Raw genomic sequence first — 18,333 nt, 5'->3', positions numbered from 1 at the left:
ACGGATCGTAGTGCGGGAGTTGGTGGCGCTCCGGGAATTTCCGGCCCGCACCCCTCCTCTCCCTCCCTTCCTCCTCTCCCCCTCCCCGGGCACGCGAAAGGGCCCCGCCCTGGAGGCGGGGCCCCGGCTGCCGGGAGCGCTGGTTCAGTCCTGGGCGTCGAAGGTGTCCGGGACGGGGAGGGTGGACCAGTTCGGGAGGGGCCAGGCGACGACGACGGCCCGGCCCACGACGTCGGTGAGGGGGACCATGCCGCCGCGGCCGTCGTCCTGGTGGTAGCGGGAGTCCTGGGACGCCTGGCGGTGGTCGCCCATGACCCACAGGTGGCCGGCGGGGACGGTGACCTTGAAGCGGCCGCCCTCGTCGTCGCTGCACGGGGTGTTCCCGGCGTACACGTACGGCTCGTCGAGCGGGCGGCCGTTGAGCTTGAGGGGGCCGGTGCCCTCGCACTCGACGGTGTCGCCGGCCACGCCGATGACCCGCTTGATGAGGTGCTGCTCGCCGGCGGCGGGCATCAGGCCGACGAAGCCGAGGGCCTTCTGGACGGTGGTCGGCGGGGTCACCGGGTGCCCGGCGAGCCAGTCGGCGGGGTCCTTGAAGACGACGACCTCGCCGCGGTCGGGCTCCGAGCCGAACCACGGGGTGAGCTTGTCGACGAGGACGCGGTCGTCCTTCTGGAGGGTGTTCTGCATGGAGCCCGAGGGGATCAGGAACGCCTGCACCAGGAAGGTCTTGATCAGGAAGGCCAGCACCAGGGCGACCACGGCGAGGAGCGGGTACTCCACCCACGGGGAGAGCCTGCGGCGGCGACGGCGGCCGGGCGGCCCCGCCGCCTCCCGCGCACCGGCCTCCCCACCGGCATGGGTGTCGGTGTCGGTTCCGGTGCCGGGCTTCGTCTCCGTCGCCACGTCTCGTGCGTCCGTCACGTCCGCCGTCCCCGATCCAGTTGGTTCCTGCCGCATGGGACGACCCTAGGGCTCCCGGCGGGGCCCGCGCAGTCCCCTGCCGGGTTCACCCTCCTTATGAGTGACCCGGCGGGCGGCCCGACGAGCTGCCCGCCGGGGCCTCAGCGCAGTTCCTCCGGGCAGGCCGTGCCGCGCGGGAAGAGCTTGTAGGGGGCGGCCAGGCGGTACGTGCCGGCCTTGGGCGCGACCAGTTCCGTCCACTCGTCGCCCTGCTCGTCCGGCTCGGCCTTCACCAGGCAGCCGTCCTCGTTGGCGAAGACCTTCGGGAGCTCGGTCTCGGACTCCTCGCGGGCCAGCTTGGACTCCTCCGTCTCCTGCGGGGGCTCCAGCTTGCCGCCGTTCTCGTCCATCAGCGCCAGCCACGGCGAGTAGGGGACGCGGATCCTGACCCGGGCCGGGCGGTCGAGGTGGAGGACGACCTCGTTCTCGGCGGCGCGCTCGACCTGCGCGGGGGCGTCGGCGAGGGGGGTGGCGCCGGCGACCTCGTACAGCCGCCAGTTCGCGTCGGACCAGATCTGGTTCAGGTACGGCAGGCCCTTGTCGACGAGCTCCGCCTCGCGGGCGGCGCCGGAGTCGGGGGCGCCGGTGGGGAGGACGACGTACCGGACGGCCCAGCGGTGGAGCCACTCGCGGTAGTTCACGGCGTTGAGGGTGTCGTCGTAGAAGAGCGGGTTGCGCTCCATGTCCGCCTGCCGGTTCCAGCCGCGCGCCAGGTTGATGTACGGGCTGAGCGCCGAGGACTCCCGGTGGCTGGAGGCGGGGACGACCTCGACGCGCGCCTTCCGCGCCTCCCGCACCTGGAGCTGGTTGATCAGCGGCGCCACCTCGAAGGCCCAGGAGGCGTCGGGGCGGGTGCGGATGACGTCGTCGACGCCCTTGAAGCCGATCCAGAAGTTCAGGCCGAGGACGGCGAGGACGAGCGCGTACCAGCGCCGCGAACGCGGCCGGGCGTACGGCAGGGCCGCCAGCAGCACCACGCCCGCGAAGAGCATCGGCAGCCGGGAGATGTTCGAGCCGATCTGCGAGTCGATCAGCCAGGTCAGGAAGGTGCCGACGGTGTAGCAGGCGGCGGCCGTGCGGACCGTCCGCCAGTCCTTCGGCACGAGGAAGAGGACGAGGATCCCGAAGACCAGCGGCAGCGCGGTCGAGGCGAAGGCCATCGGCTGGGTGCCGGAGAAGGGGAAGAGCCAGGAGGAGAGCGCGACGACCGCCACCGGGGCGAGGCCGATCGCGTACGCCCCCGGGCGCCGCTTGTTGAGGAAGAGGGCGGCCGCCACCACGCCGAGGAAGAGGCCCGCGACGGGGCTGCACGCCGTGGCGAGCCCGGACAGCGGGACCGCGAAGACCGCCTTCGCCCAGCGCTTGCGGCGCCAGCGGTGCGGCCAGCAGAAGACGGCGGCGACCGCGCCGAGCGCGAACATCATGCCGAGGCCGAAGGTCACCCGGCCGGACAGCGCGTTGCAGAGGAAGGCGAAGACCCCGGCGAGGGAGCACGCCAGCGGGTTCCGCACCGCCGGCACCCGCACCAGGAACAGCGCGGTCAGGGCGGCGGACAGCGTCCCCGCGATCATCATCGTCGAGCGGACGCCGAGCACGGACATCACGTACGGCGAGACCACGCTGTACGAGACCGGGTGCATGCCCCCGTACCAGGCCAGGTTGTACGCGGAGTCCGGGTGCCGTCCGACGAACTCGGCCCAGGCGTCCTGCGCGGCGAGGTCGCCGCCGCTGTTCGCGAACCAGAAGAACCACAGGAGGTGGAGGAGCGCGGCGACGCCCGTCGCCACCATCACGGGGTAGCGACGCTTGCGCCGGAACGGCGTGGGCGGCGGCGGGGTCCGCCCGGGGGCGGTGCGCTGGTTCGGAAGCACTATTCGCGAGGGTGAACCGGAGGTGGGGGGCGTGGGGGTGCCGGACGGGTCGGGAAGGGGTGCGGCGGCCGTGCTGCGGCCCGCGCGTGTCGGCTCGGCGGTGGTCACTGCGGCCCTTTCCCGTGCTGCTTCCCTGCTACCCGTCTCGCGTCCCGCGCGTCCCGCGTGTCGCGTCTCGTCCCCCGAAGACGCTAACAGCAGGGCGCCCCGGACGTCCGGGGCGCCCTGTGCGCGGGTGGGCCGGCCGGGTCAGCCGACCCGGGTGAGCTTCTTGTCGAAGCCGGGCTCGACCAGGTCCTCCTGGAGGGCCACGGGGGAGCTGACCTTCCCCGCGCCCTCGCCGACCGCGATCGTGCCGACGACGTCCCCGGCCCTGCCGGAGTGCGGGACGGCCCTGCCGCCGTCGGTCAGCGCCAGCTCGACCTTCAGGCCCGGCCAGCCGACCGCCTTGATCTCCTTCGTCGCCACGACCGGGGTCCGGCCGCCGAGCCCGTCGTCGACGTAGCCGACGACCTGGCCCTTCTTGACGACGGCCGCGGAGGTGACGTCCTCCTGGGCCTTCTTGATCAGCTCGTAGCTGTAGTCGATCGACAGCTGGAGCTTGTCGTTGAGGATCTTGGCGTTCTTCGCGCCCATCACGATGCCGAGGATGCGGCGGGGCTGGCCGTCGACCAGGGTGTTCGCCGACCAGAGCAGGTTGCCGCCGGCGGGCGTGGACGAGCCGGTCTTGATGCCGCTCACACCATCCTTGAGCAGGATGTTGTTGTTGTTCTCGATGCGGCCGGGGATGCCGTCGACCGTCACGTTCGGCATGTTCACGATCTCGCGGAACACGTCGTACTGCATGACCGCCTTCGCCAGCTTCAGCTGGTCCCGCGGGGTCGACACGGTCGAGTCGAGCAGGCCGGACGGGTCGGTGTAGCGGGACTGGGTCATGCCCAGGTCCTTCGCGGCGGCGTTCATCTTGTCCACGAACGCCTGCTCCGAACCGGCGTCCCAGCGCGCGAGCAGCCGGGCCACGTTGTTCGCGGAGGGGATCATCAGGAGCTCCAGGAGCTCCTTCTCCGTGTAGGTCTGGCCCTCCCGCACGGCCGCCGTCGACTCGTGCGTGGCGTTCGCCTGCTCCGCGGCCTTCTTGTCGATGGTGATCTCGGGGCCCTGCTGCTTCCCCTTGATCGGGTGGTCGCGGAGGATCACGTACGCGGTCATCGTCTTCGTCACGGACGCGATCGGGGCCGGCTTCTGCGCCCCGTACGTGCCCATGGAACCGACGCCCTCGACCTCCACCGCGCCCTGGCCCTCGTTCGGCCACGGCATCTGGAGCGGGCCGCCGCCGAAGGTGAACGTGGGCTCGGCGGAGAGCTTCAGGACGGGCGCGGGCAGCGGCCGGACCACCTGCGCGATCGCAAAGACGATCAGGAGGATCAGGACCAGCGGGGTCCAGATCCGGATCCGGCGCATCGTCGTCCGCCAGGCGCTCGGCGGCGGGGGCGGGGTGTTCGTCAGCTCGGCGAGCAGGTCCAGCGGCGGCAGCGGCGGGAGCGGCTGCTGCCGGGTCCGCTCGGCCTCCGCCGGAGCGGGCGGGGGCGTGGCGCCGGCCTTCGCGGGGGCGGCGGAAGCTTTCGCCGGGGAGGCAGGGGAGGCCGGGGCCGCCGACGTGGACGCCGCGGCCGGTCCATCCTTCTCATCCGACTTGTCCGAGCTGTTCGCGGACGGCCCGGACTTCGTCGGGAGGTCCGGGCGCAGCGGTACGAAGGTGCTCGTCCGCTCGCTGTCGGAGCCGGGGCCCTCCAGGTCGCGCGGCAGCTTGAGCGCGGTCGTCGGCTGGTCCACGGCGGGCGCGGCCGGCGGCCGGACGGCGCGGAACATGGTGGTGGGCTGGTCGACGGGGTCCTCGGCAGCGGGCTTCGCCGCGGCCGGCTCCGCGGTGGTGGTGGAGTCGGTGGCGGCGGGCCCGGACGCGTCGGCCTTCGGAGCCGCGTCCTTCGGAGCGTCGGACTGCGCGGAGTCGGACTTCGGAGCGTCGGACTTCGGGGGCTCGGGCGTCTCCGCCGGCCTCTCCCCCGGCTTCGCGGTCGTCCGCCCGGCCGCCTGCTCCGCCGGCTTCTTCGCGGCGAACCAGGACGGCGCCTCCGACGCCTTCGGCGCCTCGGGGGCCTCCACGGGCTCCTCGGCGTCCGCCGGGGCCTTCTCGGGCTCCGCAGCGGCCTCCACGGCCTCGGCGGGCCCCTCGGCCGTCCCGGGCTCTCCCGCGGCCCCGGACGCCCCTCCCTCGGCCTCAGCGGCCCCGGAGGCGTCCCCGGGCCGGTCCTCGCCCGCGGCACCGCCCTCAGGGCTCTGGGAGCCCTGGGAACCACGGGAGCCCTCGGCGTCCCCGCCCTCCGCCGCCTTCGCGACCCAGGCCGCCACGGCGTCCTTCAGGCGGTCGCCCTCCGGCGCGCCGGAACCGTCAGCCGGCTCCACCGCCTCGGAAGCCGACTCCGAAGCCGCATCCGACCCCGACCCCGACCCCGACTCCGATCCCACCGGCTTCGCCTTCGCCTTCGCCGGCTCCGCGTCGTCCTCGGGGGTGCGCGGCGCCAGGGTCTTGAAGACCGCCGTCGGCTGGTCCACCCGTCCCGGCCCGGCCGTCGCGGGCGCCGGGGAGTCCGAGGACGCAACCGTCGACGACGATCCCGGCGTCCTGCCCTCCGACGACCCCTGCTGCTCCGCCCTGTCGGGGGACTCGCCCGCCACCGTGCCTCCTCCATGCGTCATGCGTACGTCCGAACCGTCTACCAGTGTCCTGTGTGAACCCCTTGGCCCCCGTGCTAGACGAGAACGACATACCTACTGGTTCCAGGACGAACCACCCAGGCACTCTCGACAGATGAATGTGAGAGGGGTCACCCTGTCATTCATCCACGCGGGGAGGCATGGATGGGCAGGAGCCGCAGAAGTATTCCGGAAGAGCTTCTACTGCTCGCTCTGGACCCGACCACGGGTACCACAGCGCAGCCGCAGTCGCTCGATCTGGGCCTGGCCGGAGCACAGCTCGTGGAGCTGGCGCTGGCAGGACGGATAGCCCCTGACGGGGATCGTATCGCCGTGGTGATGCCACGGCCGACCGGAGATCCGACCCTGGACTCCGCACTGGAACTGCTGCGCAGACGCGGCAGTCCGGTCCGGGCCGTCCACTGGATCGGCGGACCCCGACTGGGGCTCCGCCAGACGTATCTCTCGCATCTGGAGCGATGCGGCATGGTGCATGCCGTGGAGGGCCAGATGTGCGGGGTGCTGCCGACGACTCGCTACCAGGCGACGGACACGGCGATCAGCCGGGAGATCAGGACCCGGCTGGACAGTGCGATCCGCACCGGCGTACCGCCGGACCCGCGGACCGCGGCGCTCGCCGCGCTGGCCCACGCGGTCGGTCTCGGCAAGCACCTGTACCCCGGCAACGAAGGACGGTCGTCGCGGTCCCGGCTGCGCGACCTGATCCGGCACGACCCCATGGGCGGTCTCGTCGCGCACGCGGTGATGGACGTCCAGAACGGGGCGGCCGCACAGCCGCGCCGCGGCAACGGCCCGGGCGTACCCGCCCAGCCGCGCGGCGGCATGGCCCGCGCCGCCGTCCACTAGACGGCGGCCGCCGGCCCGGAGACGCGACACCACGCACCGCCACCGCACGTCACGCACCACCACGCACCACACGCTTTTCCGGGAGCCGCACAGGGGGTGCGGGGCGTCTTCGGGCGCCCCGCACCTTCGCGTCCGCGCTCGCGTTGTCGCGGTTTCCCCCCGCGCGCAGCGCCATTGGTGGCAGTCTGCCAAGCAGTAGATACTCACAGCTACGCATCGCAGACAGCAGCCGGAGGTGCAGTTTCCGTGGCGTCCAGTGTCAACCCCACCGTCAGGCGACGCCGATTGGGCCAGGAGCTGCGCAAGCTCCGCGAGGGCAAGGGCATGACGGCCGAGCAGGTGGCCGAGCGCCTCCTCGTCTCCCAGTCCAAGATCAGCCGTCTCGAGAACGGCCGCCGCTCCATCAGCCAGCGCGACGTGCGCGACCTGTGCGGGGTGTACGAGGTCGAGGACGAGGCCATGGTCAACTCCCTCATGCAGATGGCCAAGGACTCGCGCCAGCAGGGCTGGTGGCACGCCTTCGGCGACATCCCGTACAGCGTCTACATCGGCCTGGAGACCGACGCGCAGAGCCTGCGCGTCTACGAGCCGCAGATCATCCCCGGCCTGCTCCAGACCCGCGCGTACGCCCACGCCGTCATCTCCGGCGCGCTGCCCGAGTCGACGCCGGCCGACGTCGAGAAGCGGACCAACGTCCGCACCCGCCGCCAGGACCGGATCCGCGACGAGGAGAGCCCGCTGCGCCTGTGGGCGGTCATCGACGAGGCCGCGCTGCGCCGGATCGTGGGCAACCCGCAGGTGATGGCCGAGCAGTTGGAGCACCTCCTCGAGCAGTCGTACCTGCCGCACGTGACGGTGCAGGTGCTGCCCTTCCACACGGGCGCGCACCCGGGCATCAGCGGCCAGTACTCGATCCTGGAGTTCCCGGACACCTCCGACTCCAGCGTCGTCTACATCGAGGGCGTGACGAGCGACCTGTACCTGGAGAAGGCGCCGGACGTGGCGAAGTACAGCTTCATGTACGAGCACCTGCGGGCGCAGGCGCTGGGCGTGGAGCAGACCCGGGAGTTCGTCGAGAAGATCGCCAAGGGGTACGTGCAGGGCTGACGGTCCCGGCGGCCGGGACGGCCGGCGGTCGGGGCGGTCCCGGCAGTCGGGGCGGTTCGGGCAGGTCAGGCAGGTGCGGACAGGCCCGGCCAGATCCGGCGGGACGGACAGGTCTGAACCACAGGGGGCAGGTACGGTACACCCCCGGCTCGGCCCGGCGGAAGCTCGGATGGAATATGCCACCCGGTCGTGTGAACGCCGGTCCCGTCGCTCGGGACCGGCGAGTAGCGTCGATCAGGCCGGTGAAGACCACACCGGCATCGACACTGAAGCCCTCAGGGCAGAACCGGAGTTGAGCACATCATGGCCATCACCCAGGGTGCGACCGACAGCTGGACCAAGTCCTCCTACTCCGGCGGCAACGGCGCCTGCGTCGAGGTGAAGTCCCCGGTCGTCGCCGCCATCGACGTCCGCGACTCCAAGGCTCCCGAGGGCCCGTCGCTCTCTTTCGGACCGGGCTCGTGGAACGCCTTCGTCGGCCAGGTGAGCAACGGGACCCTCTGAGGTCCGCGGAAGAACCTCCCCCGGTACCGCCTCCGGCACCCGGAGTGCCCGCAGTGCCCGCACCATCCGAAGTACCCGCACCACCCGCAGGGCCCGCCCTCTCGTCCGGTCCGCCGTCCTGGCCGAGGGGGCTCGCTCATGTCCGGGGGTCCGTCACCTCACCGCAGCCGGTCCACGTACCGGTCCGTCCCCGGGACCGTGGGGACGAAGGGGGCGACCAGTTCCACGCGGCCCGCTCCGCCCGGGAGGGCGTCGAGGTCGGCGAAGTGGTCCCGCCAGCAGTCGCGGGGGTCCCGCTCCAGGAACCAGAGGAGGGTGAGGCGGGTGTCGACACCCTCGACCTGCTTCACGTACGTCATGCGGTCGCCGGGGAGCGGGGTGGGGCGGAAGACGGTGACCATGGCCGCCGGGGAGCCGGCGAGGCGGCGCGGGAGTTCGCGGGCGGCGAGCCGTTCGAGGAGGGCGGCGCGCTCCTCGGGGCCGGCGCAGTCCACGACCTGGAGGATCAGGCCCGCGTAGGGGTGGTCGAGGGCGTGGAGGTCGCGGGGGCCCGCCGCCCCGTCCCGGTACACGGTCGCCTCGTGGTCCTGGAAGGACGTGAAGACGTGGGTGCGGGCGTGGTGGACGCGGGCGTCGCGGTTGAGCCGCTTGTTGATGGCGACGGTCCACTTCATGTGCTCGTCGTAGCGGCCCTCGGTGATCCAGTACGTGGAGAGGTAGCAGCCGGCGGTGACGGGCCGCGCGACGGCCGACTCCTCGGGCGTCCGCAGTTCCTGGAGGTCGCGGGTGGCGACCCAGCGGCGGCCGGCGAACATCCAGGGCATCGCCATCGCCCCGGCGTAGTAGTGGTCGTCCTCGTACCAGCGGTTGTAGGCGTACTCGTGGCCCGGGTGCGGTTCCACCATGGTGATCAGGGCGTGCCCGGGACGTGTCCCGTACGGCCCGGTGGCGGCCAGCTCCCCGTACGCGTCGGCGTCGCTCATCGCGGCTCCCCTCGGCTCTTCCCCGTGCGGCTCGGGTCACCTACTCTGACGGACCGTCAGATCAGTGACCAGAGGCGGGAGGCACCCGGATGCTGCTCCAGGGGAAGACGGTCGTCGTGTCGGGCGTCGGGGCCGGCCTCGGCCACCGGATCGCGGAGGCGGTGGTGCGCGACGGCGGGAACGCGGTCCTCGGCGCCAGGACCGCGGCGAACCTCGCCAAGACGGCCGCCGCGATCGACCCGGACGGGCGGCGCACCGCCCACCTCGCCACCGACATCACCGACGAGGCGCAGTGCGGGGCGCTGGCCGCGCTCGCCGTCGAGCGCTTCGGCGCGATCGACGCCGTCGTGCACGTCGCCGCCTGGGACTCGTACTTCGGCGGGCTCGCGGACGCCGACTTCGCCACCTGGCAGGGCGTCCTCGACGTCAACCTCCTCGGGACGCTGCGGATGACCCGCGCCTGTCTGCCCGCGCTGCGGGCGGCGGGCGGCGGCTCGGTCGTCTTCATAGGCACCCAGTCGGCCGTCGCCGCGCCCTCGCAGGTCCGGCAGGCCGCCTACGCGGCGTCCAAGGGGGCGCTGACCTCGGCCATGTACTCGCTGGCGCGGGAGCTCGGGACGGAGCGGATCCGGGTCAACACCGTGCTGCCCGGCTGGATGTGGGGGCCGCCGGTGGAGGCGTTCGTCCGCTTCACCGCGCAGACGGAGGGGGTGCCGGAGGAGGAGGTCCTGGGGCGGCTCGCCTCCCGGATGGCGCTGCCGGAGCTGGCGTCGGACGCGGACGTCGCCGAGGCCGTCGTCTTCCTCGCCTCCCCCCGGGCCCGCGCGATCACCGGCCAGTCCCTCCTGGTCAACGCGGGCGAGCTGATGCACTGAGCCCCCGCCCGGTTCAGAGGACCGGGTAGCGCTCGTGCCAGGTGGGGGTGTGGAGGGCGGCGGACTGGGTGAGCTCCATCGCGAAGTCGTCCGACAGCTCCAGGACCGTGGACCGGCCCTCCAGCGCCGCCAGCCAGGCGGGCGGGAGGGCCGTCTCGCCGTGCTGGGCGCCGAGCAGCGCGCCGGTGACCGCGCCGGTCACGGCGGACGGCCCGCCGTGGCTGACCGCCAGCCTCAGGCCGTGCCGGACGTCCTCGCCGACCAGGGCGCAGTAGACCGCCGCCGCCAGCTGCCCCTCGGCCCGGTCCTCGTCCGCCCCGAGCGCCGTCACCCGGTCCGCGTCCGGGACCCCTTCCCGTACGGCTCCGAGGGCACGGGCCAGCGCCCGCGTCACCGGCTCGTGGCCGGGGCGGGGGGCCAGCAGCTCCAGGGCCGTGCCCACCGCCGCCTCCACGGAGGCGCCCCGGGCGACGCCGTGGACGGTGACCGCGAGCGCGCCGGCGGCGAGCACGGCGGCCGGGGCGCCGTGCGTCTGGGCGGCGCACTCGACGGCCAGCTGGCAGACGAGCTGCGGCTCCCAGCCGACGAGCAGGCCGAAGGGCGCGGAGCGGGCGAGGGCGCCGGAGTCGGCGGCCTCCGGGTTCTTGGGCCGCTCCGGGGTGCCGAGCCGCTCGTCGCCGAGACCGGTGAGGCAGGCGCGCGGCGCCAGCCGGCGGGCGTAGAGCCACTCCTGGCGGCCCAGCCAGCCGTTGTCGCGGCGGCGCTCGTCGGGGCCCCAGTCGCGCTGGGTGGCCGCCCAGCGCAGGTGTGCGCGGTGGACGTCGGTGGGCGGGTGCCAGACGCCCCCGTCGCGGCGGACGTGGGCGCGGACCAGGCCGTCGACGGTGAAGAGGCTCATCTGGGTGGCCGCCGTGACGGGCAGGACGCCGTCCGGGGGCTCCGTCAGGCCCGCCCCGCCGTGCGCCGCGCGGATCTCCTCCAGCGTCCGGTCGTGCACGCCCGCGCCGACCGCGTCGCCCACGGCGGCGCCGAGGAGGCAGCCCCGGACGCGGGAGCGGAAGTCCTGTTGTTCCGTGCGGCCCCATACGGCCGCGGCAGTGGTGGTCACGGTGTGCCCTCCCCCGTCCGAGGTGCCGTTCAGCGGTCTCCGCAGCACTGTAATCGACCGGGTCTGCCCGTTCGGGGGTCAGAGACTTATGTGATCGGACGCCCTTCAGGCCGCTTTTGACCGGAGTTCATCCGGGGTTCGCGGGCGGCCCGGGCCGCCCGCCGCACGCCCCCCGCGACACGGGCCCCGCGCTCCTCCCCCGCGCCGGGGCCGCCGCCGTCCGGGGAGGACGGCATCGGGCCTGGCGGGCATCGGCCCCGGCGGGCGGCCGTCCTCAGCCCTCGACCACCGGCAGCAGCTCCGGCAGGTGGCCGTCCGACGCGCGGGCGGCCTCCTGCCGTTCGGCCGGGACCCGGCCGTAGAGGGTGGTGCGGGGGCGGGAGGGGCGCCCGGCCGCCTCCGCGATCGCCTCCAGATCGCGGATCGATCGGTACGACCCGTAACTCGACCCCGCCATGCGGGAGATGGTCTCCTCCATCAGCGTGCCGCCGAGGTCGTTCGCCCCGGAGCGCAGCATCTCCGCCGCGCCCTCCGCGCCCAGCTTCACCCAGCTGGTCTGGATGTTGGGGATGTGGGTGTGCAGGAGCAGGCGGGCCATCGCGGTCACCGCGCGGTTGTCGCGGACCGTCGGACCCGGGCGGGCGATGCCGGCGAGGTAGACGGGCGCGTTGGTGTGGATGAACGGCAGCGTCACGAACTCGGTGAAGCCGCCGGTCTCCTGCTGGATGCGGGCCAGCGTGCGCAGGTGCCCGAGCCAGTGGCGGGGCTGGTCCACGTGCCCGTACATCATCGTCGAGGACGAGCGGATGCCCAGCTCGTGGGCGGTGGTGACCACCTCGATCCAGGTGGCGGCGGGCAGCTTGCCCTTGGTCAGCACCCAGCGGACCTCGTCGTCGAGGATCTCGGCGGCCGTGCCGGGAATCGAGTCGAGCCCGGCCTCCTTCGCCGCCGTCAGCCACTCCCGGATCGAGAGGCCGGTGCGGGAGGCGCCGTTGACGACCTCCATCGGCGAGAAGGCGTGCACGTGCATGCCCGGGACCCGCTCCTTCACCGCGCGGGCGATGTCGAAGTAGGCGGTGCCGGGCAGGTCGGGGTGGATGCCGCCCTGCATGCACACCTCGACCGCGCCGACCTCCCACGCCTGCTGGGCGCGGTCGGCGACCTGGTCGAGGGAGAGGGTGTAGGCGTCGGCGTCGGTGCGGCGCTGGGCGAAGGCGCAGAAGCGGCAGCCGGTGTAGCAGACGTTGGTGAAGTTGATGTTCCGGGTGACGATGTACGTCACCTCGTCGCCCGAGACCGACCGGCGCACGTCGTCCGCGACGCGGGCCAGCGCGTCCAGGGCGGGCCCGTCGGCGTGGAAGAGGGCCAGCGCCTGCGGGTCGGTGAGCCGCGTCGGGTCGTCGGCGGCGACGGCGAGGGCCTCGCGCACGTCGGCGTCGATCCGCTCGGGCGCCATGCCGGGCGCGGCGGCCTCGCGCAGCGCCTCCCAGTCGCCGTAGACGTCGTCGAAGTCGGTGCGCCGGTCCCCGGTGCGGCCCTCGGTGTCGACGGCGATGTGCAGGTCGGTGCGGCCGGTGGCGGTGAAGACCTCGTCGGGCTCCTGCCAGGGCAGGCCGCGCACCACCGCGTCCGGGTTCGCGAGGCCCGTCTCCGGGTCGGCCAGCGCCCGCACGTGCGGCACGATCCGGGGGTCCAGCCACGGCTCGCCGCGCTTCACGAACTCCGGGTAGACGCAGAGCCGTTCGCGCAGCTCGAACCCGGCGGCGGCCGAGTGCCCGGCCAGCTCGTCGATGCGGGGCCAGGGCCGCTCCGGGTTGACGTGGTCGATGGTGAGCGGGGAGACGCCGCCCCAGTCGTCGATGCCGGCGGCGATCAGCCGCCCGTACTCCGCGTCCACCAGGTTCGGCGGGGCCTGGAGGCAGGCGGAGGGGCCCATGATGAGCCGGGCGACGGCCACGGCCGCGACCAGGTCGTCGAGTTCGGCGTCGGGCGTCGACCGCATGGCGGTGTCGGGCTTGGCCCGGAAGTTCTGGATGATCAGTTCCTGCACGCCGTGGTATGCGCGGGCCACCCGCCGCAGCGCGAACAGCGACTCCGCCCGCTCCTCGTACGTCTCCCCGATGCCGAGCAGCAGCCCCGAGGTGAAGGGCACGGACGAGCGTCCGGCGTCCTCCAGCACCCGCAGCCGCACGGCCGGTTCCTTGTCCGGCGAGCCGAAGTGCGGGCCGCCGGGCTCGGACCACAGCCGGGTCGCGGTCGTCTCCAGCATCATCCCCATGGACGGCGCCACCGGCTTCAGCCGCTGGAAGTCCGTCCACGACAGGACGCCCGGGTTGAGGTGCGGCAGCAGCCCGGTCTCCTCCAGGATCCGCACCGACATCGCCCGCACGTACGCCAGCGTGTCGTCGTAGCCGTGCGCGTCCAGCCACTCCCGCGCCTCCGGCCACCGCTCCTCCGGCTTGTCGCCGAGCGTGATCAGGGCTTCCTTGCAGCCGAGCGCGGCCCCGCGCCGGGCGATGTCCAGCACCTCGTCGGGCGACATGAACATCCCGTGCCCGTCACGCCGGAGCTTCCCGGGCACGGTCACGAAGGTGCAGTAGTGGCACTTGTCACGGCACAGCCGGGTCAGCGGTATGAACACGCTCTTCGAGTACGTGATCACCCCCGGCCGCCCCGCCGCCTCCAGGCCCGCGTCCCGCACCCGCCCCGCCACCGCCACCAGCTCGTCCAGGTCCTCGCCCCTGGCCCGCAGCAGCACCGCCGCCTCGCCCACGTCGAGCGCGACCCCGTCCCGCGCCCGCCTCAGCGCCCGCCGCATGGAGTTCCGGGTCGGGGTCCCGCTCTGCTGCTCGGCCGGCAGGCCGTCCTGGTGGTCCGTCATGCACCGAGCATACGAAGCGTGCGCGGGCGCCTGAACCCGCGCACGGGGGCTCGTCCGTCACTCCGCGTACGCGGCGTACCCGTCCAGGACGCGCAGGACCTCCGGTTCGGGGGCGGGCGGGAGCTGGAGGACGGTCTCCTCGCAGCCCAGGTCGGCGTAGTGGGCGAGCTTGCCGGGGGTAGGGAGGACGGCGTAGGGGACGACCTGGAGGGTCTTCGGGTCGCGGCCGGCGTCCTCCCAGGCGCGGCGGAGGAGGGGGAGGTCCTTCGTCAGGCCGCGGCCGCCGATCGGCATCCAGCCGTCGGCGTGCGCGGCGACGGCGGCGAAGAGCTTCGGGCCCGCGGCGCCGCCGAGGAGGACGCGGGGCGCGCCGCCGGCCGGCTTCGGCCAGGCCTCGGACGCCCGGACGGAGTGGCCGTGGGCGCCCTCGTACGCGGTGGGCTCGGGGGCCCACAGGGCCCGCATGAGGGCGAGGCGGTCGTGGACGAGGTCCCGGCGGGTGCGCCAGACGACGTTGTGGTCGGCGGCCTCCTCGCGGTTCCAGCCGTAGCCGAGGCCGAGGGTGAAGCGGCCGCCGGAGAGGTGGTCGAGCGTCGCGATCTGCTTGGCCAGCGCGATCGGGTCGTGCTGGGCGAGCAGGGAGATGCCCGTGCCGAGCGCGAGCCGTTCGGTGACCGCCGCCGCCTGGGCGAGGGCCACGTAGGGGTCCAGGGTCCGCCCGTACTCGCGGGCCGCCTCGCCGCCCACGGGGTGCTCGGTCTCCCGGGACACGGGGATGTGGGTGTGCTCCGGCAGGTACAGCCCCGCGAAGCCGCGCGCCTCCAGCTCGCGGGCGAGCCGCACGGGCGTGATGGTCTCGTCGGTCAGGAAGATCGTGGTCGAGATCCGCATGACCGCACGGTAGGGGCTGCGCCGGCGGATTCCGAGGGGTGCGGCGGGAACGGGTGCGCGCGTCCCCGCCGCACCCCTCCTTCAGCCCGCGCCCCGGCCCCGGCCCGGGTCCACCGCCCGGTGGACGGCCGCCAGGTCGCCGTACCCGCCGCGCTCCCAGACCTGCTCGCGGAAGCGCTGGAGGGTGAGGGGGGCGTGCGCGCCCGCCGGCGGTTCCCGGCGGGAAAAACCGCCGGTGGCGCCGCCGCCGGGCTGCTTGGATGGCGCGCGTGCTGAATCGAATCGAGGCGTACTACGACGCCGTTCCCCGCTCCTCCGCCCGCGCCGAGGACTTCGGGCCGCTGACCTTCTTCGTGCGGGAGGGCTCCGACGGGTGGCCGTTCTACGCGCGGCCCGTGCTCGGCCACGCCGGGCCGGTGCGGGTGGAGGACGTGGAGAGGGTGCGGGCGCGGCAGCGGGAGCTGGGGCTGCCGGAGGCGTTCGAGTGGGTGGCGGAGACGACGCCGGGGCTGCGGGCCGCCGTGGAGGCGAGCGGGCTCGTGGTGCACGAGCATCCGCTGATGGTCCTGGAGGGCGAGCCGCTGCCCGTGCCGGAGCCCGCGGGGGCCGTGGTGCGGACGGTCGGCGCGGACGACCCGGGCCTGCCGGCGGCCGTCGCCGCCCCGTACGCGGCCTTCGGCGCGACCGCGGGCCCCGGGGACGCGCGGCGGGTCGCGGAGCGCGTCGCGGCCGGTCTGACCGTCCTCGTCGGTGCCTTCGACGCGGCGGGCGGGGAGGGGCTCGCGGGCGGCCAGGTCCAGCCGGTCGGCGGCGTCGCGGAGGTCGTGGGGGTCGGCACCCGGCCGGAGGCCCGCCGCCGGGGCCTGGGGCTCGCGGTGACGGCCGCGCTGGTCGCGGAGGCCCGCGCGGCCGGGACCGAAGTGGTCTTCCTGACGGCCTCGGACGCGGACGTGGAGCGCCTCTACGCCCGCCTCGGCTTCCGCACGGTCGCCACCGCCCTCATCGCGGAGGCACCGGAGGCACCGGAAGCCCCGTAGGCCCGGAAGGCCCCGGAGGCAGCGGGAGTCCCAGGCACCCCGGGGGCGGGTGCGGGGGCTCCGGCCTCCTGACCATGGAGACGTCCACCCCGTCCTCCGCCTCCGCCACGAATCCCGCCCGCTCGTAGAGCCTGCGGGCCGGGCTCCCCCGGAGCACGTCGAGCCGCACGGCCGCGCCCTCCGCGTCGGCCCGGTCCAGGAGCCGCCGCAGGACGGCGGTGCCCAGGCCCCGGCCCTGGAGGGCGGGGTCCAGGTAGAAGTGCTCCAGGCGGAAGTGGTCCGGCCCCGGCCGGAAGGTGACGCACCCGGCGAGGGGACGGTCCGGGGTCTCGACCACCGAGGTGTGCGCGGGCGAGAACCCGTCCCGCAGCCGCTGCCGCACCCGGTGCGGGTCGTAGCGGCCGAGCCGCTCCAGGTCGGCGCGCAGGACGACCGCCCGCAGCTCGGCCACGGCCTCGACGTCCCCGGGCCGGCCCGGCCGCAGCCGCCAGCCCCCGTTCCCGTACTCCTCGTCCATGGCGGGATCGTAGGGAGCGGGCTCGTAACCGCCCGCACCCGGGGCGCGTTGGACGGGCCATGAAGAGGATCCTCACCGCAGCCGCCCTGACCGCCTTCGCCGCCGCCGGGGGCCTCGCCGCCGCCGGCACCGCGGCGGCCGACACGGGCGGCATGAACCTGCCCTCGGTCGTCCCCCTCAGCGGCGTCCTGAACCCGAAGCCCCTGCCGCCGCAGGCCGCCGACCTGCCCCCGGCCAACCAGGCCGTGAGCGGGCTGCTGCCCGTCGGGAAGTAGCACCGGGACCGGAAAAAGGCACGAAGGTGACGGCACCCCCCACGGGGCCGTCACCTTCGCGTTTCTGGGTGACTCAGGGGCGCGTGCGGCCCCGGGTCAGTCGGCGACCACCAGCGACGGGGTCTCCTTGGTGAGGACCTCGCCGCGGAAGAAGGCCGGGCTGCGGCGCTGCATGACCAGCATGAGGACCGCGCCGAGGACGAGCAGGCCGACCGCGATGACGAAGACGGAGCCGACGCCGAAGACGGCGGAGCCGGAGCCGTAGGCCGGGTCCCACATGTCGTAGAGGGTCTTGCCGAAGACGGCGGTGAGCATCAGGCCGCCGAGGGCCGGCAGGAGGCCCTTGAAGGCCAGGTCGCGGAAGGAGCGGAAGAGCTCGGCGCGGAAGTACCAGACGCAGGCGAAGGCCGTGATGCCGTAGTAGAAGCAGATCATGAGGCCGAGCGCGTAGATGGTGTCGACCAGGACGTGCTCGCTGACCAGGGTCATCACGGTGTAGAAGACGCCGGTGGCGACGCCCGCGACGACGGTGGCCTTGCCGGGGGTCTTGAAGACCGGGTGCACCTTCGTGAAGGACTTCGGCAGGGCCTCGTAGGTGGACATGGCGAGGACCGTGCGGGCGACCGGGATGAAGGTGGTCTGGAGGCTCGCGGCGGCGGAGGCCAGGACCGCGACGAAGAGCAGGATGCCGAGGACCGGGCCCATGACGGGGCCGGCGAGGGCGGCGAAGACGTTGTCGGAGGTCTCCGGGTTGGCGAGGCCGAGGCCCTGGTCGCCGGAGCCGACGGCCATCTGGGCGGCGATGCCGGTGGCCAGGTAGGAGCCGACCAGGACGACCATCGCGATGAGTGCGGCGCGGCCGGGGGTCTTGTCGCTGCCGACGGTCTCCTCGTTGGACGCCATGCAGGTGTCCCAGCCCCAGTACATGAAGATCGAGAGGGAGAGGCCCGCGGTGAAGGCCGCGAAGGACTCGACGGCGAAGGGGTTCATCCAGGACCAGGAGAAGTCCACGGAGGTCTCGAAGGAGCCGGCCTTGGAGAGGGCCAGGGCGACGAAGACGGCGAGGACGACGAGCTGGAGGACGACGAGGGTGTACTGGACGCCCTTGGTGGCCGTCATGCCGCGGTAGCTGATCGCGGTGGCGGCGGCGATGAGGGCGAGGCAGGTGACGATGTGGACGGCCTTGTTGTCGTCCAGGGCGGCGATCGACCCGTTGCCGGTGATCTCGCCCGCGAGGAGCCAGAAGTACGAGGTGGCGACGCCGGCCAGGTTGGAGAGCACGATGATCGTGGCGATCACCAGGCCCCAGCCGCACATCCAGCCGATCTTGGGGCCGAAGGCCTTCACCGTCCAGGTGAAGGAGGTGCCGCAGTCCGGCATGACCTTGTTGAGCTCCCGGTACGCGAAGGCGACGAGGAGCATGGGGAGGAAGCCCGCGAGGAAGACGGCGGGCATCTGGAGGCCGACCTCGCCGGCGGTGGAGCCCAGTGTGGAGGTCAGGCAGTAGACCGGGGCGACGGTGGATATGCCGATGACCGCGTTGCCGAAGAGGCCGACGGAGTTGCCGCCGAGGCCCTTCTTGCGCACGCCTTGCGTGTCCCCCGGGGCATCGACGCCCCTTACCGTGTCTCCGGCCTGGGGCCGCACGTCCACCTGAGTCATGAACGTGACGTTAAATGCTGCGGTTTCCTTATCCGGAG

At 73.6% G+C, this 18,333-nt stretch carries 14 protein-coding genes and 1 pseudogene; 6 read left to right on the top strand and 9 right to left on the bottom strand.

The window, feature by feature from the left end; all coding sequences use genetic code 11:
- Positions 1-144: 144 nt before the first annotated feature.
- From lepB to IE326_RS14740, 3 genes are all read right to left on the bottom strand, one after another.
- Entirely contained in the window at positions 145-924 is a 780-nt protein-coding gene (gene lepB / locus IE326_RS14750) for a signal peptidase I (protein WP_229915333.1), read from the bottom strand.
- A gap of 140 nt (positions 925-1,064) precedes the next feature.
- On the bottom strand, positions 1,065-2,942 hold the full coding sequence (locus IE326_RS14745; protein WP_190041718.1) for a DUF8823 domain-containing protein: 1,878 nt from the start codon (positions 2,940-2,942) through the stop codon (positions 1,065-1,067).
- A gap of 141 nt (positions 2,943-3,083) precedes the next feature.
- Positions 3,084-5,447 (bottom strand): D-alanyl-D-alanine carboxypeptidase family protein, encoded by a 2,364-nt coding sequence (locus IE326_RS14740; protein WP_308440312.1) that lies wholly within the window; start codon positions 5,445-5,447, stop codon positions 3,084-3,086.
- Positions 5,448-5,753: 306 nt separating this feature from the next.
- On the opposite strand from IE326_RS14740, the gene IE326_RS14735 reads away from it, so the two are divergent.
- From IE326_RS14735 to IE326_RS14725, 3 genes are all read left to right on the top strand, one after another.
- Complete coding sequence (locus IE326_RS14735) at positions 5,754-6,455, top strand: GOLPH3/VPS74 family protein (RefSeq protein WP_150228810.1); 702 nt, start codon at positions 5,754-5,756, stop codon at positions 6,453-6,455.
- Positions 6,456-6,701: 246 nt separating this feature from the next.
- Entirely contained in the window at positions 6,702-7,562 is an 861-nt protein-coding gene (locus tag IE326_RS14730) for a helix-turn-helix domain-containing protein (RefSeq protein ID WP_150228812.1), read from the top strand.
- Between the two features lie 303 nt (positions 7,563-7,865).
- Positions 7,866-8,066 carry a DUF397 domain-containing protein gene (locus IE326_RS14725; RefSeq protein WP_150228814.1) on the top strand — a complete coding sequence of 67 codons (201 nt, stop codon included), beginning with the start codon at positions 7,866-7,868 and terminating at the stop codon, positions 8,064-8,066.
- Between the two features lie 158 nt (positions 8,067-8,224).
- On the opposite strand, the gene IE326_RS14720 is transcribed toward IE326_RS14725, so the two are convergent.
- Positions 8,225-9,049, bottom strand: a complete 825-nt coding sequence (locus IE326_RS14720; RefSeq protein WP_150228816.1) for a DUF1839 family protein — start codon at positions 9,047-9,049, stop codon at positions 8,225-8,227.
- 89 nt (positions 9,050-9,138) lie between these two features.
- Between IE326_RS14720 and IE326_RS14715 the strand changes: the two genes are divergently transcribed.
- The gene (locus tag IE326_RS14715) at positions 9,139-9,924 is read left to right on the top strand and encodes an SDR family oxidoreductase (protein WP_190041717.1); all 786 of its coding nucleotides are present in this window, start codon (positions 9,139-9,141) and stop codon (positions 9,922-9,924) included.
- 13 nt (positions 9,925-9,937) lie between these two features.
- Here the strand turns inward: IE326_RS14715 and IE326_RS14710 are convergent, their stop codons facing one another.
- From IE326_RS14710 to IE326_RS14700, 3 genes are all read right to left on the bottom strand, one after another.
- Positions 9,938-11,032 carry an ADP-ribosylglycohydrolase family protein gene (locus IE326_RS14710; RefSeq protein ID WP_150228820.1) on the bottom strand — a complete coding sequence of 365 codons (1,095 nt, stop codon included), beginning with the start codon at positions 11,030-11,032 and terminating at the stop codon, positions 9,938-9,940.
- A 274-nt stretch (positions 11,033-11,306) separates the two neighbouring features.
- Positions 11,307-13,913, bottom strand: a complete 2,607-nt coding sequence (locus tag IE326_RS14705) for a bifunctional FO biosynthesis protein CofGH (protein ID WP_190041716.1) — start codon at positions 13,911-13,913, stop codon at positions 11,307-11,309.
- 57 nt (positions 13,914-13,970) lie between these two features.
- Complete coding sequence (locus tag IE326_RS14700) at positions 13,971-14,804, bottom strand: TIGR03619 family F420-dependent LLM class oxidoreductase (RefSeq protein ID WP_190041715.1); 834 nt, start codon at positions 14,802-14,804, stop codon at positions 13,971-13,973.
- A 260-nt stretch (positions 14,805-15,064) separates the two neighbouring features.
- Between IE326_RS14700 and IE326_RS14695 the strand changes: the two genes are divergently transcribed.
- Positions 15,065-15,841: a GNAT family N-acetyltransferase gene (locus tag IE326_RS14695; RefSeq protein ID WP_150228826.1), complete on the top strand. Its 777-nt coding sequence runs from the start codon at positions 15,065-15,067 to the stop codon at positions 15,839-15,841.
- 61 nt (positions 15,842-15,902) lie between these two features.
- Here IE326_RS14695 and IE326_RS14690 read toward each other — a convergent pair.
- Positions 15,903-16,358 (bottom strand): annotated as a pseudogene (locus IE326_RS14690) (GNAT family N-acetyltransferase); the annotation flags it as partial.
- Positions 16,359-16,417: 59 nt separating this feature from the next.
- On the opposite strand from IE326_RS14690, the gene IE326_RS14685 reads away from it, so the two are divergent.
- On the top strand, positions 16,418-16,633 hold the full coding sequence (locus IE326_RS14685; RefSeq protein ID WP_030754675.1) for a hypothetical protein: 216 nt from the start codon (positions 16,418-16,420) through the stop codon (positions 16,631-16,633).
- A 96-nt stretch (positions 16,634-16,729) separates the two neighbouring features.
- Here the strand turns inward: IE326_RS14685 and IE326_RS14680 are convergent, their stop codons facing one another.
- Positions 16,730-18,295, bottom strand: a complete 1,566-nt coding sequence (locus IE326_RS14680; RefSeq protein WP_150228830.1) for an APC family permease — start codon at positions 18,293-18,295, stop codon at positions 16,730-16,732.
- Between the last annotated feature and the right edge of the window lie 38 nt (positions 18,296-18,333).

Source organism: Streptomyces filamentosus (genome assembly GCF_014654895.1).
GTDB classification, from domain to species: Bacteria; Actinomycetota; Actinomycetes; order Streptomycetales; family Streptomycetaceae; genus Streptomyces; species Streptomyces filamentosus.
The sequence above is the reverse complement of the archived record's forward strand: the minus strand, read 5'-3'. Positions and strand labels throughout refer to the sequence as shown.

Bases quoted from the DNA above. Each gene is read 5' to 3' on its own strand.
- IE326_RS14735 (WP_150228810.1), top strand. From the start codon at position 5,754: ATGGGCAGGAGCCGCAGAAGTATTCCGGAAGAGCTTCTACTGCTCGCT.
- IE326_RS14725 (WP_150228814.1), top strand. From the start codon at position 7,866: ATGGCCATCACCCAGGGTGCGACCGACAGCTGGACCAAGTCCTCCTAC.
- IE326_RS14720 (WP_150228816.1), bottom strand. From the start codon at position 9,049: ATGAGCGACGCCGACGCGTACGGGGAGCTGGCCGCCACCGGGCCGTAC.
- IE326_RS14715 (WP_190041717.1), top strand. From the start codon at position 9,139: ATGCTGCTCCAGGGGAAGACGGTCGTCGTGTCGGGCGTCGGGGCCGGC.
- IE326_RS14705 (WP_190041716.1), bottom strand. From the start codon at position 13,913: ATGACGGACCACCAGGACGGCCTGCCGGCCGAGCAGCAGAGCGGGACC.
- IE326_RS14700 (WP_190041715.1), bottom strand. From the start codon at position 14,804: ATGCGGATCTCGACCACGATCTTCCTGACCGACGAGACCATCACGCCC.
- IE326_RS14695 (WP_150228826.1), top strand. From the start codon at position 15,065: ATGGCGCGCGTGCTGAATCGAATCGAGGCGTACTACGACGCCGTTCCC.
- IE326_RS14685 (WP_030754675.1), top strand. From the start codon at position 16,418: ATGAAGAGGATCCTCACCGCAGCCGCCCTGACCGCCTTCGCCGCCGCC.
- IE326_RS14680 (WP_150228830.1), bottom strand. From the start codon at position 18,295: ATGACTCAGGTGGACGTGCGGCCCCAGGCCGGAGACACGGTAAGGGGC.